Raw genomic sequence first — 20,414 nt, forward strand, 5'->3', positions numbered from 1 at the left:
TCAGGCAGCCGGCTCCAGCTCGGCGGCGGCGACGGCGGCAGGCACTACCGCTTGCCCACTCAACGCCAGGTCCAGCAGTTCACGGTTGGCCACCGCGTACATGGCGTAGTCGGTGCCGCTGGCGGCACGGATTTCCACCAGCATGGCACGCCAGCGTTCGATCATGCCTTCATGCTGCTCCATCCACAGGTCCAGGCGTGTTTCCACCTCCTGGGAACCGTCGCCCTGTTGCAGGACCGAGATGGTGATCGCACGTTGCTGCCAGTCGACGTCATCACGGAACGCTTCACGGGCCAGGGCCTGCCAGTTGTTTTCAACCGGCAGAGCGCTGATCTGTTGCAGGTACCAGGTGATGTCCAGTGCACTGCCCACGGCGAAGTAGGCCTTGGCCACGTCGGCAGGATCCTGGCCGGTCACGTCGGAAGCCTCGATGATCGGCAGCAGCGTATACAGGTGCGTGGTGCCCGCCACCATGCGCGCCAGCAACTCCGGTACACCGGCTTCGACGTACGCCTGATAACGGGTCTGCCAGGTTTCACGGATCTCGCCACTGAGCAATTCGTCGAGTTTGAGGCCCAACGCCGCCAGATGCGGACCGAAGTGCGCGACGTCACGGGCAGCGTTCTGCTCGTTGCGACGGGCACGCAGGAACCAGCGCGTGGCGCGACGGCCCAGGCGCATCAGCTCGTCCATCAGTTCCAGTTGTACGTCGGCGGAAACCTTGTAGTCCAGGTTTTCAATCTGACGGAACCAGTGCGGGAGGTGGAAAATGTCACGCACGATCACATAAGCACCGGCCACGTTCGCCGGGCTCATGCCGGTCGACTCTTTGAGTCGTTGAACGAAGGTGATGCCCATGTGGTTGACCAGATCGTTGGCAATCTGGGTGCTGACGATTTCGCGCTTCAGACGGTGACGACGCATCGCCGCGGAGAACTTGCTCACCAGTGTTGGCGGGAAAGCGGTTTCCATGTCGCGGGTCAGGTAGTCGTCGTCCGGCACCAGGGAGCCCAGCAACTGCTCCTTGAGGTCGATCTTGCTGTACGAAATCAGCACCGACAGCTCGGCACGGGTCAGGCCATGACCTTCTGCGATGCGCTCGTTGATCGCTTCTTCGGCCGGCAGGAACTCGATGGCGCGATCCAGCTTGCCGCGACCTTCCAGGTCGTTCATCAGGCGCTTGTATTCGGCAATCCGCGGCAATGCACGGCGGGCTGCCAACGACAGGGCCTGAGTCTGCTTGTAGTTGTTACCCAGCACCAGACCACCGACTTCGTCGGTCATGCTCGCCAGCAACTCATTACGTTGCTTGTCGGTCATGTCGCCGGCCTGAACCACTTCGTTGAGCAGGATCTTGATGTTCACTTCGTGGTCGGAGCAGTCCACGCCACCGGCGTTGTCGATGAAGTCGGTGTTGGAACCGCCGCCATTGAGGCCGAACTCGACGCGACCCAGTTGGGTCATGCCCAGGTTACCGCCCTCGCCCACGACTTTGCAGCGCAGTTCGTTGCCGTTCACCCGCAGTGCATCGTTGGCCTTGTCGCCGACATCGGCGTGGCTTTCGCTGCTGGCCTTGACGTAAGTACCTATACCGCCGTTCCACAACAGATCCACTGGAGCCTTGAGCAAGGCGTTGAGCAGTTCGGTCGGGGTCAGCTTGTCGGCCTGGATATCGAAGCGTTCCTGCATTTGCGGGGAAATCGCAATGCTCTTCGCGCTACGGGAGAAAATGCCGCCGCCTTCGGACATGAGGCTGGTGTCGTAGTCCGACCAGGCCGAACGTGGCAGGTCGAACAGTCGCTGACGCTCGGCGAAGCTCGACGCCGGCTCAGGGTTCGGATCGATGAAAATGTGCAGGTGGTTGAACGCTGCGACCAGTTGCAGCTTGTCGGACATCAGCAAGCCGTTACCGAACACGTCACCGGCCATGTCGCCGACACCGACCACGGTGATGCTGTCTTCCTGGACATTGATGCCGCGCTCGCGGAAGTGGCGCTGTACGCCGACCCACGCGCCCTTGGCGGTGATGCCCATTTTCTTGTGGTCGTAACCGGCCGAACCACCGGACGCAAACGCGTCACCCAGCCAGAAACCGTAGTCGATGGCGATGCCGTTGGCGATGTCGGAGAAGGTCGCAGTGCCCTTGTCCGCCGCTACGACCAGGTACGGGTCATCATCGTCATGACGCACGACGTTGGCCGGCGGCACCAGGGCGCCGTCCTTCAGGTTGTCGGTGATGTCCAACAGACCCGAAATGAAGATGCGGTAGCAGGCGATGCCCTCGGCCGCGATCTCGTCACGGCTGCCGCCCAGTGGCAGGCGACGCGGCAGGAAGCCGCCCTTCGCACCCACCGGCACGATCACCGAGTTCTTCACTTGCTGGGCTTTTACCAGGCCCAGGACTTCGGTACGGAAGTCTTCTTCACGGTCGGACCAGCGCAGGCCACCACGGGCCACGTTGCCGAAGCGCAGGTGCACGCCTTCGACGCGCGGCGAGTAAACGAAGATTTCGAACTTCGGTACAGGCTTGGGCAGTTCGGGAATCAAGTGCGGGTTGAACTTGAAGCTGAAGTACGACTTGTTATGGCCGTTGGCGTCAGTCTGGTAGAAGTTGGTGCGCAGGGTGGCCTTGATCAGGTCCAGGTAGCGACGCAGGATGCGGTCTTCGTTCAGTACCTGGACGTCGTCCAGGGCGCTGAGGATCGCGTGTTCCAGGCGTTGCTGCTTGTCTCCCAGATCTTCGCCGGTCAGCTTGCGCGCCAGGTAGAAACGGGTCTTGAACAACCGGGTCAGCTCGTGAGCGATGTCGGTGTGGTTGTTCAGGGTGCTGGCGATATAGCCCAGGTCGAAGCCCAGACGGATCTGCTTCATGTAGCGGGCGTAGGCACGCAGCAGCGCCACGTCGCGCCATGGCAGGCCGGCGGTCAGTACCAGACGGTTGAACCCGTCGTTCTCGGCATCGCCACGCACGATGTGGACGAATGCGTCCTGCAGCGTGTCGTTCAACTGCTGGATGTCGAGTTCCAGGCCTTCGGCGGCGGTGAACGCGAAATCGTGAATCCAGAACTCGCGGCCACTGTTGTGGCGCAGGCGATACGGGAACTCACCCAGCACGCGCAGGCCGAGGTTTTCCAGGATCGGCAGCACGTCGGACAGCGCCAGTGGGGTATCGGCGTGGTACAGCTTGCAGTGCAGCATGCGCTGGCCGGAAACCTGACCCAGCGGCTGGTAGAAGCTCATCACCAGCGGATTTTTTTCGTTGAGGCTCAGCAGGTGCTGCATGTCGACCACAGCCGAGTGGGCTGCGAAACGCTCGCGGTAACCGGCCGGGAAGCCTTTCGGGAAGTCGGCCAGCACGTTGGTGCCATGGGCTTCACCGAAGCTTTCAACGGTCAGGGCGGCGTAGTCGTCCTGCCAGCTGCGGCAGGCCTGCACCACTTCTTTTTCCAGCAGCAGCGGGTCGATATCGAGGCGGTTTTTCGGGTCGACGCGCAGAATCAACTGCACGCGGGCCAGCACGGACTCGGAGAAGAAGGTCCAGAACTCGCAGTCCGAGGCTTTCAGGCGATCCATCAGCACTTGCTGGATCTTCTGGCGCACTTCGGTGGAATAGATGTCACGCGGTACGTAGGCCAGGCAGTAGCAGAAACGGCCGTACGGGTCTTTGCGCAGGAACACGCGAATCTTGTTGCGTTCCTGGATCTGCACGATCGACATCACGGTGCTGAACAGCTCGTCCACCGGGGTCTGGAACAGATCGTCGCGCGGCAGCACTTCGAGCACCTGCGCCAGTTCCTTGCCCAGGTGAGCCTTGGCCTGGAAGCCGGAACGGCGTTCGATTTCCTCGACCTTGCGGCGGATGTACGGGATCACCCGCACGCTCTCGCCATACACCGACGAGGTGTACAGGCCCATGAAACGGCATTCCTTGATGACCTTGCCGTCGGCGTCGATTTCGCGGATCGACACGTAGTCCGGGTAAGCCGGACGGTGTACACGGCTTGGGTGCGCGGCCTTGGCGAACGACAGCAGGGTCGGTTCGCGCAGGTAGTTCACGGCGTAGTCTTCGATGCGCAGGTCATCGTAGGTCAGGCCGGCACGCAGCAGCTTGGTCAGGCCGAGGAAGGAGTCCTTGTCGTAGACGATATGGCCGCCATCGGCTTCGTCGCTGACCACGAACTCTTCGTAGCCGAGGAAGGTGAAGTGGTTGCCCACCAGCCATTCCAGGAAGCTCTTGATTTCGTTCTTCTCGTCGCCATCGACGGCGAACTGGCTGTTGTCCAGCTTGGTCAGGATGTCCTGGACCTTGGCCTTCATCGGCTCGAAATCGCCGACGGCCACGCGGACTTCACCGAGCACCTGCTCCAGCTCTTTGCTCAGCACATTGAGCTCGGCGGTGTTGGCGCAGCGGTCGATCTCCAGGTACATCAGCGACTCTTGCTGAATGTCGTCGCCCTGGGTGCCTTTAGGCAGGATTTCCAGCAACTCGCCCTTGCTGCCACGACGCACGCTCAGCACGGTGGTTTGCAGGGTATGGATGCTGTAGCCGCGGCGGTTCAGCTCGGTACGCACCGAGTCCACCAGGAAAGGCAGGTCGTGGTGCAGCACTTCGACCGCGGTATGGGTCGACTGCCAGCCGTGGCGTTCGTAATCAGGGTTGTAGACGCGCACTTGCGGCTGCGCGTGATCAAAGCGCTCAAGCATGCGCCATGCAGAAAGGGTGCAGCCAGCAAGGTCGGACAACCGACGCTGGGTCAGCTCGTCAAGGGAAATGATGCCGAAGAATTGTTCAGAAAACAGCGCCACTTGTGGCAGTGCCTGTTCACTGATGTGCTGCGCCAGTGCCGCTTGCAGTTGGTGCTGGAAGTCGGCTTTGCTGGCTGCGGTGAAGAACGCCATCTGTGGTACTCCGCTTGGGCTTGTTATTGATGAAAGCGTCGCGTGCAAAACCCCTTTCGGGGTGGTCCGTCACCCGGTTCCTGATTCTCGGGCAGAGGAAACAGGGTGACAGGTGGGTGAAGCTGGACGAGACACTCAGGTCACATTCACCTTCCGTGAATGGGCATCTGCAAAAACGACTGGACTGCGTGCAGCGCAATGTCTTTACGGGTGCTCATCCGTTGCGCAGCTTAACGAGTGCGGCAAGGCCCGTGCTTGCGGTGCTGCGACATATTCGGTCAACGGTACGCTGCTCAACGCATGCGCATCGAACAACACTAGCATTCGCACAGGAAAATGACGGTTTTCTGTCCGGTTTTACGGGACATGCGTACCAGAAATGACCAGTAACACTCTGGCCGTCCACGACCCGGTCATTGACACTCGGACAAGCAGAAATGTGCGCGGGCTGGCAGAATCGCCCGTTATTGCGTTTACCACGCTCGTCGAACCAGGAATTTCCCATGAAAATGAAAACCGCCCTCTTGATCGTCAACCCTTGCGACGACGAAGAAGACAACATGGCCATGCTCTGCTGCCACAGCGACCAGGGCGAAATGTTCCTGATGAGCCGCTACCCGGATGAAGACGAGCTGGAAATCACTCTGGACGGCGAGCCTTCGACCCTGGACGGCGTGAAAGTCACCCTAAGCCCTTCCCTGCTGAAGATCGAAATTGCCGCGGCTGATGCCGATGCGCTCAACGGCGACGATGTATTGGAAATCACCTTTGATGCCGACATGGTGGATATGGATGAAGTTGAGCTGACCTTGAAGAACATTCTTGATGGCACTGGCACCTTCATTAGCCAGCTCTGAATATCAGCGCCTGTTCCGACCTCATCGCGAGCAAGCTCGCTCCCATATTTGATTGCATGCCTCAGTGACGGCGTGGTCCCCTGTGGGAGCGAGCTTGCTCGCGATGGCGTCAGTAAGCCCGCCACAATACTGAAATGGAACGAACCTCCAACAATTTCACCCATCTTTTCCCGCACTTTGCGCAAAATGCCGTTAGTCGCCACCCCCCGCGATGGATTAAAGTAACGCCCCCAGCCCTGGCGCATTTCGAACGTCCTCGGCCACCCTTTTGCAGGAACAGTCATCGATGGAACATCGTGAAGCGCTGCTAGCGCTGCGAACCTTTCTTTCAACGCAGATTCTCGGCCAGGAAAAACTCATCGAGCGATTGCTCATCGCCCTGCTCGCCGACGGCCATATGCTGGTCGAGGGTGCTCCTGGCCTGGCCAAGACCAAGGCCATCAAAGAACTTGCCGAAGGCATCGAAGCGCAGTTCCACCGCATCCAGTTCACCCCTGACCTGTTGCCGGCCGACATTACCGGTACGGAAATCTACCGCCCGGAAACCGGCAGCTTCGTGTTCCAGCAAGGCCCTATCTTCCACAACCTGGTATTGGCGGACGAAATCAACCGCGCCCCGGCCAAGGTCCAGTCGGCCTTGCTCGAAGCCATGGGCGAGCGGCAAGTCAGTGTCGGGCGCAGCACCTACGAGCTGTCGCCGCTGTTCCTGGTGATGGCCACGCAGAACCCGATCGAGCAGGAAGGCACCTACCCGTTGCCGGAAGCCCAACTTGACCGGTTCCTGATGCACGTGAAAATCGGCTTTCCCGATGCCACTGTCGAGCGCCGGATTCTGCAGCAAGCCCGTGGAGAAGCCCTGAACGGCGAAGCGAAGCCTGAGCGTCGGGTTACTCAACAGACGATTTTTGTCGCGCGCAAGGAAATCCTCGGTCTGTACATGGCCGACGCCGTGGAGGAGTACCTGGTACAACTGGTCATGGCCACCCGCACCCCGGCCAAATTCGATCCGGAAATGGCCGAGTGGATCGCCTACGGCGCCAGCCCCCGAGGCTCGATTGCCCTGGACCGCTGCGCCCGCGCCCACGCCTGGCTGGCCGGGCGTGATTTCGTCAGCCCGGAAGACATCCAGGCCGTGCTGTTCGACGTGCTGCGCCATCGCATCATTCTTTCCTTTGAAGCCGAAGCCGCTGGCATCGATCAGGACCGTGTGGTCCAGCGGATTCTCGACGTCGTAGCCGTCGCTTGACCCCGATGAACGCCAGCCTGCCGCCCGAGCCGGGCATCCGTGTCAGCCTCGCCGACCTGATCGAGATGCGCCATCGCGTGCGCGAAGTGCAGCTGTTTTCCACGCCTGGCCAACGCAGCCCACTGATCGGCCTGCACCATTCCAAATTGCGCGGGCGGGGCGTCGACTTCGATCAGGTGCGGGTCTATCAGGCCGGCGACGATGTGCGCACCATTGACTGGCGTGTGACCGCGCGCACCCAGGAGCCTCACACCAAACTGTTCCACGAAGAACGTGAGCGGCCGATATTCATCATGGTCGAACAAAGCCACCGGCTGTTTTTCGGGTCGGGCCTGATGTTCAAGTCGGTGCTCGCCGCCCAGGCCGCGAGCCTGATCGGTTGGGCAGCCCTGGGCCACAACGACCGGGTCGGCGGGCTGGTGTATGGCGACAATGAGCACTATGAAATCAAGCCTCGGCGCAGCAAGCAAAGCCTGCTGCAGTTGCTCAACCGGCTGGTGCGGGTCAACCGGTCGCTGACCACCGAGGGCGAGCCGGACCGCGACGCCTTTGGCATTGCCTTGCGCCGAGCGCGTGAGGTGTCACGTCCGGGCAGCCTTGTCATTGTGATTTGCGACGAACGCGCGCTATCGGAAAGCGCCGAGCAACAGCTGAGCCTGTTATCGCGTCATTGCGACCTGTTGCTGCTGCCGGTGTCCGATCCGCTGGATCATGCCCTGCCCGCCGCCGGCCTTTTACGTTTCGCCGAGCGCGGAGCGCAATTGGAACTCGATACGCTGAATTTCGACCTGCGCCAGGCTTACCGGGCCCAGGCTGAAGTGCGTATCGCGCGCTGGGAGCTGCTCGCGCAAAAACTGCGGGTGCTGATGATGCCGTTGAGCACTCAGAGCGAAATGGTCGAGCAATTGCGCGAATACCTGAACCCACAGAAACCGGGGAAAGGTCGATGAGCAGCCTTGATCAACTGCAACCACTGATATCCCCGCCACCGGTGGAATTCTGGCCTCCGGCACCGGGTTGGTGGTTGCTGCTTCTGTTGGTGCCGCTGATCGGTTTGGGCCTGTGGAAGCTGCGTCGTTTTATTCCGGACAGGCGTCCCGTGGTGCGTGCAGAACAGCCGCTTGACCCGGTGCGTCTTGCCGCCCTGGCGGAGCTGGCCTTGATGCCCAAACCCTACGACGGTGCGCCGGCCGGTGCCTGGCTGCAGCAACTCAACGGTTTGCTCAAACGCCTGTGCCGCAACCACTACCCCTACAGCCAGAGCCACACCCTCAACGGGCGAAAATGGCTGGCGTTCCTCGACAATCGCTGCCCGGCCGCCGGCCTGACTCGCTGGATGGTGCTGGTCGAAGGCGCCTACAAACCCGAATGCAAACTCGACGACAAGGCCATCGCCGGCCTGACCCAGGCCGTCGACACATGGATTCGCAAGCATGTTTGAGTTCGCCTGGCCGTGGATTTTTGCCCTTCTGCCGCTGCCGTGGCTGATGCGCATCATATTGCCGGTGGCCGACAGTGGCGAACCGGCGCTCAAGGTCAGCTTCCTCAGCGACCTGGAAGGCCTCGCCGGGCGTCGCGCCCGGGCCAACCTGCCAGCATGGCGCCAGCAGGCACCGTTCATAGTGCTGTGGCTGTTGCTGCTGGTCGCGGCGGCCCGCCCGCAATGGCTCGGCGAACCCTTGCCGATTGCCGCCAGTGGCCGTGACTTGCTGGTGGCGGTGGACGTTTCCGGTTCCATGGACTTCCCTGACATGCAGTGGCAGGACGAAGAAGTGAGCCGACTGGCGTTGGTCCAGCACCTGCTCGGCGATTTCCTCGAAAGCCGCGAAGGTGACCGGGTCGGCCTGATCCTGTTCGGTAGCCAGGCCTACCTGCAGGCGCCGCTGACCTTCGACCGCCACACCGTGCGCGTCTGGCTCGATGAAGCGCGCATCGGCATTGCCGGCAAAAACACCGCCATCGGCGATGCTATCGGCCTGGCCCTCAAGCGCCTGCGCTCGCGTCCGGCAACAAGCCGCGTGCTGATTCTGGTCACCGACGGCGCCAACAATGGCGGTGAAATCGACCCGCTCACCGCAGCCCGGCTGGCGGCCAAGGAAGGCGTGAAAATCTATCCGATCGGCATTGGCGCCGATCCAGAGCAAAGCGGCTCCGTGGGTTTCCTCGGCGTCAACCCGAGCCTGGACCTCGACGAGCCGTCCCTGAAGGCCATCGCCGAAGTCACCGGCGGTCAGTACTTCCGCGCCCACGATGGCAAGGAACTGCAATCGATCAAGGACACCCTTGACCAACTGGAGCCCGTGACCCAGCAACCGACCCAGGCCCGCCCGGCCCAAGCGTTGTATCACTGGCCGCTGGCCCTGGCGCTGTGGTTGAGCATGCTGCTGCTGGCCCCCGTACTCTGGCCGGACAACCCGTTGCAACGCCTGTTTACCAGGGATCTGTTTTTGCAAACGCAATTGCTGCCTGACTGGCGCCAGCGCCTCAAACGCCTGCGCCTGCGGAGGCGCCGATGAGTGCACTGTGGCCGTACTGGTTCCGCCCCTGGTGGCTGCTGTTGCTGCCGGTGCTTGGCTGGTTGCTCTGGCAACTCTGGCACCGCAAGAAGCGCGCCGGGCGCTGGCAAATGATCCTGCCTGCGGCCTTTCACACGACATTGCTCAGCGGTGGCAGTGGACGTGACAGTAAATTGCCCTGGATCGCCCTCGGTCTCGCGTGGCTGTTGACCGTGCTCGCCCTGCTGGGTCCGGGCTGGCAGCGTGTCGAGCAGACCAGTCAAAAACCCGCCGATCCGCTGGTGGTGATTCTCGAGCTGACCCCGGAAATGCTCGCCACCGACGTCACACCCAACCGACTCGAACAGGCACGACGCAAGGTGCTTGATCTGCTGCAGATTCGCAGCGACGCGCAAACCGCCATCGTCGTCTACGCCGGCAGTGCCCACACACTGGTGCCGCTGTCAGATGATCTTTCCACCAGCCGCAATCTGTTGGATGCACTGAAACCGTCGTTGATGCCAGCGGCCGGTCATCGCGCCGATCTGGCGGTGCTCAAGGCCCTGGCGTTGCTCGAACAGGCTGCTTTGGGCGATGGCCGGATCCTGCTGATTGGATCGTCCCTGACCGACCAGGAGCGACTGGGCATCCGTCGAGCGCTGAACGGCAAATCGACTCAATTTTTGATGCTCGGCATCGGCACCGCCGAAGGCTCGCCGATCACCCAGGAAGACGGCAGCTTCCTCAAGGATGAACAAGGCGCCATTCTCGTGCCGCGCCTGGACGAGCCCGGCTTGAAAAATTTCGCCAACGACCTGGATGGCCGCTATCGCCAGGCGCGCCTGGACGATAGCGACCTGCACGCCCTTGGCCTGCTCGACGGTCCACGCCACTTGCGCAACGACGGTCAGACCTTGCGCCTGGACACCTGGGCCGATCAGGGGTACTGGCTGCTGCTGCCACTGCTGCTGCTCGCGGCCTGCGCGGGGCGTCGCGGTTGGCTGCTGTGCCTGCCGCTGCTTTTGGCGCTGCCTCAACCGAGCTACGCCTTCGACCTCGCAGACCTTTGGCTGCGACCAGATCAACAAGGCTTGCATTTACTCAAGCAGAAGCGCCCCGCCGAGGCCTCCCGACGCTTCGAAAGCCATCAGTGGCAAGGCGTGGCGCTCTATGAGGCCGGCGACTACGCAGGCGCCGCCGAGCGGTTTGCCGAAGGCGACGATGCCCACTCCCACTACAATCGAGGCAATGCCCTGGCCAAAAGCGGTGAGCTGGAGGCAGCCCTGGACGCTTACGAACAGGCACTGGAACGTCAACCGGATTTGCGTCCGGCACTGACCAACAAGGCGCTGGTCGAACGCCTGCTCAAGGAGAAAAATACTCCTCCTGAACCAGACACCGCCAGCAACGCCCGGCCCGAAGCCGAATCGCCGGAGCCACCGCCCGGTGCCGCCGCACAACCCTCGAGCAGCGGCGAACCGAAAACCGAGGGGCAACCGACCCGCCCGGGTGAGGAACAACCACCCACCACACCGCCGGAACCGGGGGGCAACGAGGTTCCGGGCAGCGAACTGGGTGACGAACAACACACCACACCGCCCTTGCGCCCAGCCACCGACAGCATCGAAGGTGAGCAGCGCCAGGCACTGGAGCAATGGCTGCGACAGATCCCGGATGACCCCGGTGAACTGCTCAGGCGCAAATTCTGGTACGAACAGCAACAACATCAGGATCAGGAAGAAACTCGATGACCCGCTTCACCGTTTTATTGCTCGCGCTGCTGCATGGCCTGTTGTTCTGCACCGTACAGGCACAGGCAGCAGAACTGGTCGCCAGTGTTGATCGCAGTCGCCTGAGCTCAGGCGAGACGGTCGAGCTGACCCTGGAATCCAGCGATGTCACTCAGTTCGGCAAACCGGACCTGGCGGCGCTGGAGCCGTTGTTCGAAGTGCGCGGCACACGCCAGGTCAACCAGCTGAACACCCTTAGCGGAGAAAACCAGGCCACCACCCGCTGGATCGTCACCCTCCTGCCCCGGCAAAACGGCAGCGTGGTGATTCCGTCATTGCAACTGGGGGAACTGCAGAGCCAGCCGATCACCCTGCAAGTGGTCGAGAGCGCAACACCGGACAACCCGAACCAGCGGGCCGCGGTGTTCATCGATGCCAGCCTCGATCAAACCAGCGTGTACGTGCAGGCCCAGGCGGTCCTGACCCTGCGCATCTACCATTCGGTGTCGCTGTACGACGACAGCAGCCTGCCACCCTTGCAGATACCTGACGCACGCATCGAACAATTGGGCGACTCACGCACCTACGAAAAGGACATCGACGGCCTGCGCCATGGCGTGATCGAAATGCGTTACGCGATCTACCCGCAACACAGCGGCGAACTGATCATTCCGGCACAGGTTTTCAACGCCGCGCTGGTCGACCCACAACCGGTACAGGACGCAGCCCAGGGGCCAAAAGCCGGCAAGCTGATGCGCGTCACCTCGGCCGAACTGCTATTGACGGTCAAGGCCAAGCCCCTCACCTATCCGGCCGACGCGCCCTGGCTGCCTGCCCGCAGCCTGACCCTGAGCGAAATCTGGAACCCGGAGCCGGATCACACTCAGGTCGGCGATTCGCTGACCCGCAGCCTGACGGTGAAGGCCGAAGGCTTGTCCAGCACCCAACTGCCACCGCTGCCCGGCACCGACGTCGGCGGCCTGCGCCGCTACCCGGACCAACCGGTGCTCGGCAACCAGAACAGCGAACGCGGCCTGGTCGGCAGTCGTGAAGACCGCGAGGCCCTGGTGCCGACAAGGACCGGCGCCATCGAGCTGCCCACCGTCGACGTGATCTGGTGGAACACCTTCGAAGATCATCTGGAACACAGCAGCCTGCCTGCTCGCACGCTGCACGTGGTGGCCAATCCGAGCCTGCTGGCCGACACCCCGGCCGGCGCCTCACCGGTCGATGCCAGCGCCGACAGCGAAGCACTCTGGCGCTGGAAACTCAGTACCTTGATCCTGGCCTGCACCACCCTGCTCGGCTTTGGCCTTTGGTGGCGTGCCCGCTGGCAACCGGCGGTGGCGCGTGTCGCGCAAACCGGCCCGAGCCCGCGCACCGTGCTCGACGACCTCAAGCGCGCCTGCCAGGCCAACGACTCCCACGCCACCCGCCAGGCCCTCGACGCCTGGGCCCGCCAGCAGCCGGAAACCCTGGCCGACATGGCCGCCCGCTTCGTACCTCTGTCCGACGCCCTCGACGGCCTGAACGGCGCGCTGTACAGCGAAACCGGCCAGTACTGGCAAGGTGACGAACTGTGGCGGGCGATCAAGGCGATCCCGATGGCCGAACGGGTTCAGGACCCTGTCGGTGACAGTGGGTTGCCGCCGCTTTATCCCAAGTAATTGTTTTTAGCTTTTGAGATGAAACTCAGCATCTAGATGAATAGCGTGTAAAAAAGCGCAATCGTGAGAAACCACGATCAATGCCCCTTGGTATTGATTAAGCATCTGCTCCAGCGCGATTCTACTGGGCAGATCCAAATGGTTATCCGGTTCATCCAGCAACAGCAATTGCGGCGGCCGCTGTGCATACAACTGTGCAGCGAGTGCTATTTTCAGGCGTTCGCCGCCACTCAACTGGCGGGTCTTGAGCATCGCACGGTCAGCATCAATCCCCGTCTGCGCCAAGCGGGTTCGTGCCTCGGCTTCGGGCAGCGCAGGATTGCTCTCGTAGAGCCATTGCACCGCCGTACGTTCGGGGTACTGCAACCCGGCGTGTTGATCCAGCCAGCCGACATGGCAACTGCGGATGAGCTCGCCTTCGTGCACCGGCAGTTGGCCAGCGATCACTCGCAACAGGGTCGACTTGCCGCTGCCATTGGCGCCCAGGATGGCCACGCGCATAGGTCCCGTCAGCGTCAAATTGACCGGCGCCGCGTAACCGAACGGGAGAATCACGTCGTTGAGTTGTACAATCAGCTTGCCATTGGGCACTACGCTTTCTGGGGACAACATCATGCGTTGAATGTCCGGCGCGCACCGTGCGCGGGCCTCGGCGATCCGTTGTTGCTGCTGCTCCCGGGCCACCTGTTGATTGAGGCGCAATTTTCCCTGACTGTTTTCACTGCGCTCTTTCTGGGCGTTGGTGATCAGCTTGGTCTGATTACCATCACGGGCCTGACGGTCGCCGCGGGCATTACGCCGTTGCTGACGCTCCATCTGCACGACCATCTCACTTTGCTCACGCTTGGCTTGCGCCCGCTCCCCTTGCAATGCCGACTGGAACGACTGCTGCTCTTGCTCGCGCGCCGCCGCATACTGACTGTAGTTGCCGCCATAAACCGCCAGCCCCAATGGCGACAGCTCGACAATTTCATTCACGTGTTCCAGAAGGCCTCGGTCGTGACTGATCAACACCAAGCCGTTCGGCCAGCGATCGATCTGCTGCGCGAGCTTGTGTTGCTGATCAATATCCAGGTGGTTGCTGGGTTCATCGAAAATGAGCCAGTCGGCTCTGGAGAGCCATGCCCCGAGTAGTGCCACCCGCTGTCGCTCGCCACCACTGAGTGCGTCGGTTCGGGAGTCGCCCTTCAAATGACCCAGACCGATCTGCGCAAGCTGCGCCTCAAGACGTGTGGCGCAATCCCATTGGTCCACCGCCAGCGAATGGTCGTCATCGTCGACACTGCCTTGGGCAATGCGATCCAGCGCCGCGAGAATATGGTCGACCCCGGCCAGCGCGGCAACGCTGGGGTAGCGCTCGGGCTCCAGTAATTGCGCCACGGTGTAGACCCGCCCTTCGCGACGGACGATGCCGCCGGTGGACAGTTGCTCCCCCGTCAGCAGCCGGCCGAGCAACGACTTGCCGCAGCCATTGGCACCCACGATGCCGGTGGCCCTGGTACTGAAGGTGTGGTTCAAGTGATCGAACAGCACGCGCCCGTCGGGCAGGTTGAACGAAACTTGATCGAGTTGGAGTAACCGTTGAGTCATGGCGCTTCCTTATACAATCGGCCCGATAGGCACTGAACCACTCCCTGATGGTGCGCAACAGCACCCGGTGGATGGGCAATAACTGTGAACACGGCGCCCGCCCACATCTGAAAATGACCTTCGAACAGCATGCCGGCCCTGATCGACGTCGAAAGATCTTGTATCACCCTCAACACCAGACGTCCCGAAGGCCAATGTATCTCGACAAGGCGCGCCCCTCTACCAACAACAAGTTCGAATGAGCGCAGCCGCGGCAGTTCCTACATTGGATATGCGCATACTCTGTAGGAGCTGTCGCAGGCTGCTTTTTTTGCCTTCTGCATTCCCGACCGTTTGCCAGTAAACTCTTCCCCCTTTCGCCGCCTTCATTTTTCACGCGGCCATTACCTATTTGTAGCGGAGTTCGCCTTGCGCTTGTTTCACACCTCCGACTGGCACCTCGGGCAGAACCTGCACGGCCAGGATCGCGATTTCGAACACGGCTGTTTTCTCGAGTGGCTGTTGCGTCAATTGAAGCTCGACCAGCCGGATGTGCTGTTGATCGCCGGCGATATCTTCGACACGGTCAATCCGCCGGTCAAAGCCCAGGAGCGCCTCTACGACTTCATCGTCAGCGCCCACGAACAGCAGCCGTTGCTGACCATCGTGATGATTGCCGGCAACCACGATTCCGGCTCGCGGATCGAACTGCCCGCGCCGTTGATGCGCCGCTTGCGCACGCATGCGCTCGGTCGTGTGCTGTGGCTGGATGACGGGCAACTGGATGCCGAGCGTTTGCTGTTGCCGCTGCCGGATGCCAAGGGCAAAACCGTCGCCTGGTGCCTGGCGCTGCCGTTCCTGCGCCCTGCCGAAGTCACCGGCGCGCATCTGGGCGACAACTACCTGCGTGGCATTGGCCAGGTCCATGAATGGCTGATCGAGGCGGCGAACGCAAAGCGCAAGAAAGGCCAGGCACTGATCGCCATCAGTCACGCGCACATGGCGGGCGGTTCGGTGTCGGAAGACTCGGAGCGCAGCCTGATCATCGGCAATGCCGAAGCCCTGCCCGCCAGCCTGTTCGGACCGAGCATCAGTTACGTTGCCCTCGGCCACTTGCACAAGCCGCAGAAGGTCAATGGCGAGGAGCGCATCCGCTACAGCGGCTCGCCGATTCCGTTGTCGTTCTCCGAGATCAGCTATCAGCACCAGATCCTCGACATCAAACTCGATGGCGAAACCCTGCTCAGCGTCGAGCCGAAACTGATCCCCCGCGCGGTCAACCTGCAACGCATCGGCCCGGCGCCATTGAGCGAGATCCTGGTGCAACTGGCAGACCTGCCGAACATCGACCTGTTGGCCGACATCCAGCGCCAGCCATGGCTGGAGGTGCGGGTACGCCTCGATGAACCGCAGCCCGACCTGCGCAATCAAGTGGAAACCGCCCTGCAAGGCAAGGCCGTGCGCCTGGTGCGCATCGCCGCCGAGTACGCCGGCAACGGCGGCCGTGACGGTACCGACGAAGGCAGCACGCTGATCGAACTGGACCAACTCACGCCTCAGGAACTGTTCAGCCGCGCCTGGCAGGACAACTACGGCAGCGAGGTCGACGAGCAGACCCTCAAGGACTTTGCCGAGCTGTTGCAGGACGTGCAGATGGAGAGCGAACAACCATGAAAATCCTCGCGATCCGCCTGAAAAACCTTGCCTCCCTGGCCGGGCCATTTGAAATCGACTTCACCGCCGAACCTCTGGCCAGTGCCGGACTGTTCGCCATCACCGGCCCCACCGGCGCGGGTAAAAGCACCTTGCTCGATGCCCTGTGCCTGGCGCTGTTTGGCGCCGTACCGCGCCTGAACAACACCGGCCGCGACGCCAAGGTGCCGGACGCCGACGGCGAAATCGCTACCGGCGACCCGCGCACCCTGTTGCGTCGCGGCACGGGTGAAGGCTATGCGGAAGTGGATTTCGTCGGCGTCGACGGCCGCCGCTACCGCGCCCGCTGGGAGGCCAATCGCGCCCGGGACAAGGCCGCTGGCAAGCTGCAGGCCAGCCGCCAGAGCTTGCGTGACATCGATCAGGATCAATTGCTCGCCAGCCAGAAAGGTGAATACAAGACTCAGCTCGAAGCCGCGCTGGGGCTGAATTTCGAACAATTCACCCGCGCGGTGATGTTGGCGCAAAGCGAGTTCAGCGCGTTCCTCAAGGCCGACGACAACGACCGCAGCGAACTGCTGGAAAAACTCACCGACACCGCGCTCTACACCCGCCTCGGTCGTCGGGCCTTCGACAAGACCAAGGAGGCCCGCGAGGCGCACAAGCTGCTGCAGGATCAGGCCAGCGGGGTAACGCCGCTGTCACCCGAAGCCCGCGCGGAACTGGATGAGCGCTTCAGCCAGGCGCAGCAACAACTCAAGACCCAACAGGCGCAGCTCAAACAACTTGAACTGCAGGACACCTGGCTCAAGGACCTGCGTCGATTGCAGGACGAGCATCTGGCCGCCAGCGAACAACTGCAATCGGCGCAGACCCACTGGGAGGCCTTGACCAGTGAGCGTTTGAGGCTCATCCGTCTCGAACAGCTGGCCCCGCAACGGCACCAGTTCGCCCGTAAAGCCGAGGTCGACGCGCTGCTGACACCCTTGGCGGCGCAAATTGCCTTGCAGACGCAGCAACATGGCGAACTCGGTGAGCACCAGACGCAGCTTGAGCAACAGCTGAGCAGCGCCCGGATCGCCTTGAGCGAAACCCAACAGCGACAAGCCGACAGCGCGCCGTTGCTGCGTCAGGCCTTCGAAGCCCAAAGCACCCTCGCCCGCCTGGCCAAGGACACCGCCCTCAGCGCCGAAGCCAGGCAACAGGCGCAACAGGCCTGCACCCAGGGCCAGGGCACGATTCAGACCTTGCTCGATCAGCAAGCCCGAGGCGCCGGGGACTTGCAGCGCATCGCCACCGGGCTTGAGCAAAGCACGCATCTGGCACCGCTGAGCGATGCCTGGAATGCCTATCGCGACCGGCTGCAACAGTTGATGCTGATCGGCAATCGACTGAATCAGGGCCAGGCCGAACTGGCCAGCCTCGAACAAAACGCCGCGAGCACCGACCAGGCGCTCACCGCGCAGAAGCAGCAACTGGAGGTGCTGTTCAAGGAGGCCGGTGCCGAACCGGATGCCGTCGCCGAACAGATCGGCATCCTGGGTAGCCTGTTGCAGGACAACCGCAAGCAACTGCGCGCCGTCGAAGACCTTGCGCGCCTGTGGGCCAGCCAGCAGGACCTGGATAAACGCAGCGCCGAGCTGCAACAGCGCCAGCTCACCGCGCAGCAGGAACGTGAACGCCTGACCCAGGACGGGGTCAAGGCCAAGGCTGATCTTAGCGTTGCCGAACAGACTCTCAACGTCACTCGCGAACTGCTGGAGCGTCAGCGTCTGGCGCGCAGTGCCAGTGTCGAAGAGCTGCGCGCGCAGTTGCAGGACGATCAGCCATGTCCGGTCTGCGGCAGCAACGAGCACCCCTATCATCAGCCCGAAGCCCTGCTGCAAAGCCTCGGTCGTTTTGATGAAAGCGAACAGGCCAACGCGCAAAAGGCCGTCGACCTGCTCAAGGAAAAACTCACTGACCTGCGTGCCGAAGTCGGCGGGCTGATCGCCCAGCAAAAGGAACTGCTGCAACAGCAGGAGCAACTGGCGACCCAGCAGCAAGCCCTCGCACCGAGCCTGGAAGCGCACCCGCTGGCGGCCCAACTGCTGAATCAGGATCCCGCCAAACGCGATGCCTGGCTCGTTCAGCAAAACAGTCAGCTCAACCAAAGCATCAGCCAGGACGAGCAACGGCAGAGCGCGCTGCTCACCCTGCAACAGGATGCCGCACGCCTGACCCAGCAACTGCGCCATGCCGAAATCGCGCACCAGCAAGCGGCCCAGCACCTGAGCAATCAACAGCGCGAATTGAACAACGACCGCCAGCGTCTGGACGAAGAACTCAAGGCATTCGCCAACCTGCTGCCAGCCGAAACCCTGCAAGCGCTGCGCGTCGAACCGGCCGCGACTTTCATGCAGCTCGACCGGCAGATCGCCGAGCGCCTGGCGCAACTCGAACAACAAAAGGAAGAACTGGCCGAGCAGCAACAGCGCCAGCAACACCTGGAGAAGGAACAGGATCGCCAGCAAAGCCGCGTGCAGCAATTGCAGGCCGCCGAACAGCAGTTCACCGGGCTGGCCGAGCAGCAACAGGCGAGCCAGCACACACTCGGGCAATTACTCGGCGAACACAGCAGCGCCGAGCATTGGCAGCAGCAACTGGAACAGACCGTGGAACAGGCACGCAGCGCCGAAGCCAGCACTGCGCAGACGTTGCAAAGCGTCGTCACGCAGTCAGTGCAAATCGCCGCCGAGCTCAAGGCCCAGCGCGAACGCTTGCATGCACTGGAAGGCGAAGAACTTGAGCTCGCCGGCAAGATCGGCGACTGGCGTGCCCGTCATCCCGAGCTGGATGACGGCGGCCTGGAAAACCTGTTGAGCGTCGACGACACCCAGGTCAGCGAACTGCGCCAGCGCTTGCAGCACAGCGAGAAAGCCATCGAACAGGCCAACGTCCTGGTACAGGAGCGCAACAAACACCTGCTCAATCATCAGGCACAACAGAACGGCAACCTCGGTGCCGAGCAATTGGCCAGTGCGCTGATCGACCTGCAAAACCTCGCTGCCGCCAGCGAGCAACACTGCGCCGAACTGCGCGCCGAGCAAGCCGAGGACCAGCGCCGGCAGAACGCCAATCAGGCCCTGGCGCAGCAGATTGCCGACGCCTACAACGAGTATCAACGCTGGGCACGCCTGAATGCGTTGATCGGCTCCGCCACCGGCGACACCTTCCGCAAGATCGCCCAGGCCTACAACCTCGACCTGCTGGTGCATCACGCCAACGTGCAATTGCGCCAACTGGTGCGCCGCTATCGCCTCAAGCGCGGCGGCAGCATGCTCGGGTTGCTGGTGATGGACACCGAAATGGGCGACGAACTGCGTTCGGTGCATTCGCTGTCCGGTGGCGAGACCTTCCTGGTGTCGCTGGCGCTGGCCCTCGGTTTGGCGTCGATGGCGTCGAGCACGTTGAAAATCGAGTCGCTGTTCATCGACGAAGGCTTCGGCAGCCTCGATCCCGAATCCCTGCAACTGGCCATGGATGCCCTCGACGGCTTGCAGGCCCAGGGCCGCAAGGTCGCAGTGATTTCCCACGTACAGGAAATGCATGAACGGATTCCGGTGCAGATTCAGGTCCAGCGCCAGGGCAACGGCCTGAGTACCCTGGAGGTGAAATGAACACGCTGTATTCCTTCCGCCGCTGCCCGTACGCCATGCGCGCACGCATGGCCCTGCGTTATTCGGAAGTGGCCGTGGACATCGTCGAAGTCAGCCTGAAGGCCAAGCCCGCCGAGATGCTCGCACTGTCGGGCAAAGGCACGGTACCGGTGCTCAGCGCCGATGGCCGGGTGATCGACGAAAGCCTCGACATCATGCGCTGGGCCCTGGCTCAGAACGATCCGCAGGACTGGTTGCTCAAGGATGATCCTGTCGCAGCGGAGCAAATCGCCCCTTTGATTGAACAGAACGATCAGGTGTTCAAGGTGCACTTGAATCGCTACAAGTACGCAGAACGTTATCCCGAGCAGCCGATGGAGGTTTATCGCAGCGAGGGTGAGGTGTTCCTGCGCAGGCTGGATCAGTTGCTGGAAGGCCGCGACTATTTGCTGGCGGACCATCCAAGTCTGGCGGATGTGGCGTTGATGCCGTTCGTACGGCAATTCGCCCATGTCGATCGCGATTGGTTCGGGCAGACCCCTTACCTGCGCTTGCAGGCATGGCTACAGCGGCTTTTGGAGTCGGACCTGTTCACATCAATCATGAAGAAATAACCATCCCCTGTAGGAGCCAGCTTGCTGGCGAAGGTGAGTCAGTTGA

At 62.0% G+C, this 20,414-nt stretch carries 12 protein-coding genes; 10 read left to right on the plus strand and 2 right to left on the minus strand.

The genetic code is table 11. The annotated features are described in order from the left end of the window. Entirely contained in the window at window positions 1-4,899 is a 4,899-nt protein-coding gene (locus AC1RS8_RS07110) for an NAD-glutamate dehydrogenase (protein ID WP_349733943.1), read from the minus strand. 503 nt (window positions 4,900-5,402) lie between these two features. Here AC1RS8_RS07110 and AC1RS8_RS07115 point away from each other — a divergent pair. The 7 genes from AC1RS8_RS07115 (at window position 5,403) to AC1RS8_RS07145 (ending at window position 12,894) form a co-directional block, all read left to right on the plus strand. Further along, entirely contained in the window at window positions 5,403-5,756 is a 354-nt protein-coding gene (locus AC1RS8_RS07115) for a hypothetical protein (RefSeq protein WP_057715001.1), read from the plus strand. 286 nt (window positions 5,757-6,042) lie between these two features. Next, window positions 6,043-7,002, plus strand: a complete 960-nt coding sequence (locus tag AC1RS8_RS07120) for an AAA family ATPase (RefSeq protein WP_057715002.1) — start codon at window positions 6,043-6,045, stop codon at window positions 7,000-7,002. A gap of 5 nt (window positions 7,003-7,007) precedes the next feature. Continuing rightward, a complete protein-coding gene (locus AC1RS8_RS07125) occupies window positions 7,008-7,952 on the plus strand; it encodes a DUF58 domain-containing protein (RefSeq protein WP_218496037.1) in 945 nt (314 codons plus the stop codon). Next, on the plus strand, window positions 7,949-8,443 hold the full coding sequence (locus tag AC1RS8_RS07130; protein WP_057715004.1) for a DUF4381 domain-containing protein: 495 nt from the start codon (window positions 7,949-7,951) through the stop codon (window positions 8,441-8,443). Before AC1RS8_RS07125 ends, AC1RS8_RS07130 begins: the two co-directional genes overlap by 4 nt. Continuing rightward, window positions 8,436-9,518, plus strand: a complete 1,083-nt coding sequence (locus AC1RS8_RS07135; RefSeq protein ID WP_489340530.1) for a vWA domain-containing protein — start codon at window positions 8,436-8,438, stop codon at window positions 9,516-9,518. The genes AC1RS8_RS07130 and AC1RS8_RS07135 overlap by 8 nt, the downstream gene beginning before the upstream one ends. After that, complete coding sequence (locus tag AC1RS8_RS07140) at window positions 9,515-11,248, plus strand: VWA domain-containing protein (protein ID WP_489340529.1); 1,734 nt, start codon at window positions 9,515-9,517, stop codon at window positions 11,246-11,248. Before AC1RS8_RS07135 ends, AC1RS8_RS07140 begins: the two co-directional genes overlap by 4 nt. Further along, window positions 11,245-12,894: a BatD family protein gene (locus tag AC1RS8_RS07145; protein ID WP_489340528.1), complete on the plus strand. Its 1,650-nt coding sequence runs from the start codon at window positions 11,245-11,247 to the stop codon at window positions 12,892-12,894. Before AC1RS8_RS07140 ends, AC1RS8_RS07145 begins: the two co-directional genes overlap by 4 nt. Before the next feature lie 6 nt (window positions 12,895-12,900). Here the strand turns inward: AC1RS8_RS07145 and AC1RS8_RS07150 are convergent, their stop codons facing one another. Continuing rightward, window positions 12,901-14,484, minus strand: coding sequence for an ATP-binding cassette domain-containing protein (locus tag AC1RS8_RS07150; RefSeq protein ID WP_489340527.1), 1,584 nt, complete (start codon window positions 14,482-14,484; stop codon window positions 12,901-12,903). Window positions 14,485-14,892: 408 nt separating this feature from the next. On the opposite strand from AC1RS8_RS07150, the gene AC1RS8_RS07155 reads away from it, so the two are divergent. From AC1RS8_RS07155 to AC1RS8_RS07165, 3 genes are read left to right on the plus strand one after another with little or no spacing between them, the layout of a single operon-like run. After that, on the plus strand, window positions 14,893-16,137 hold the full coding sequence (locus AC1RS8_RS07155) for an exonuclease SbcCD subunit D C-terminal domain-containing protein (protein WP_489340526.1): 1,245 nt from the start codon (window positions 14,893-14,895) through the stop codon (window positions 16,135-16,137). Continuing rightward, on the plus strand, window positions 16,134-19,775 hold the full coding sequence (locus AC1RS8_RS07160; RefSeq protein WP_493162480.1) for an AAA family ATPase: 3,642 nt from the start codon (window positions 16,134-16,136) through the stop codon (window positions 19,773-19,775). Before AC1RS8_RS07155 ends, AC1RS8_RS07160 begins: the two co-directional genes overlap by 4 nt. After that, window positions 19,772-20,368 (plus strand): glutathione S-transferase, encoded by a 597-nt coding sequence (locus AC1RS8_RS07165; RefSeq protein ID WP_489340524.1) that lies wholly within the window; start codon window positions 19,772-19,774, stop codon window positions 20,366-20,368. Before AC1RS8_RS07160 ends, AC1RS8_RS07165 begins: the two co-directional genes overlap by 4 nt. Window positions 20,369-20,414: the final 46 nt, after the last annotated feature.

The sequence above is a fragment of the Pseudomonas sp. GW821-FHT12A04 genome, assembly GCF_058807755.1.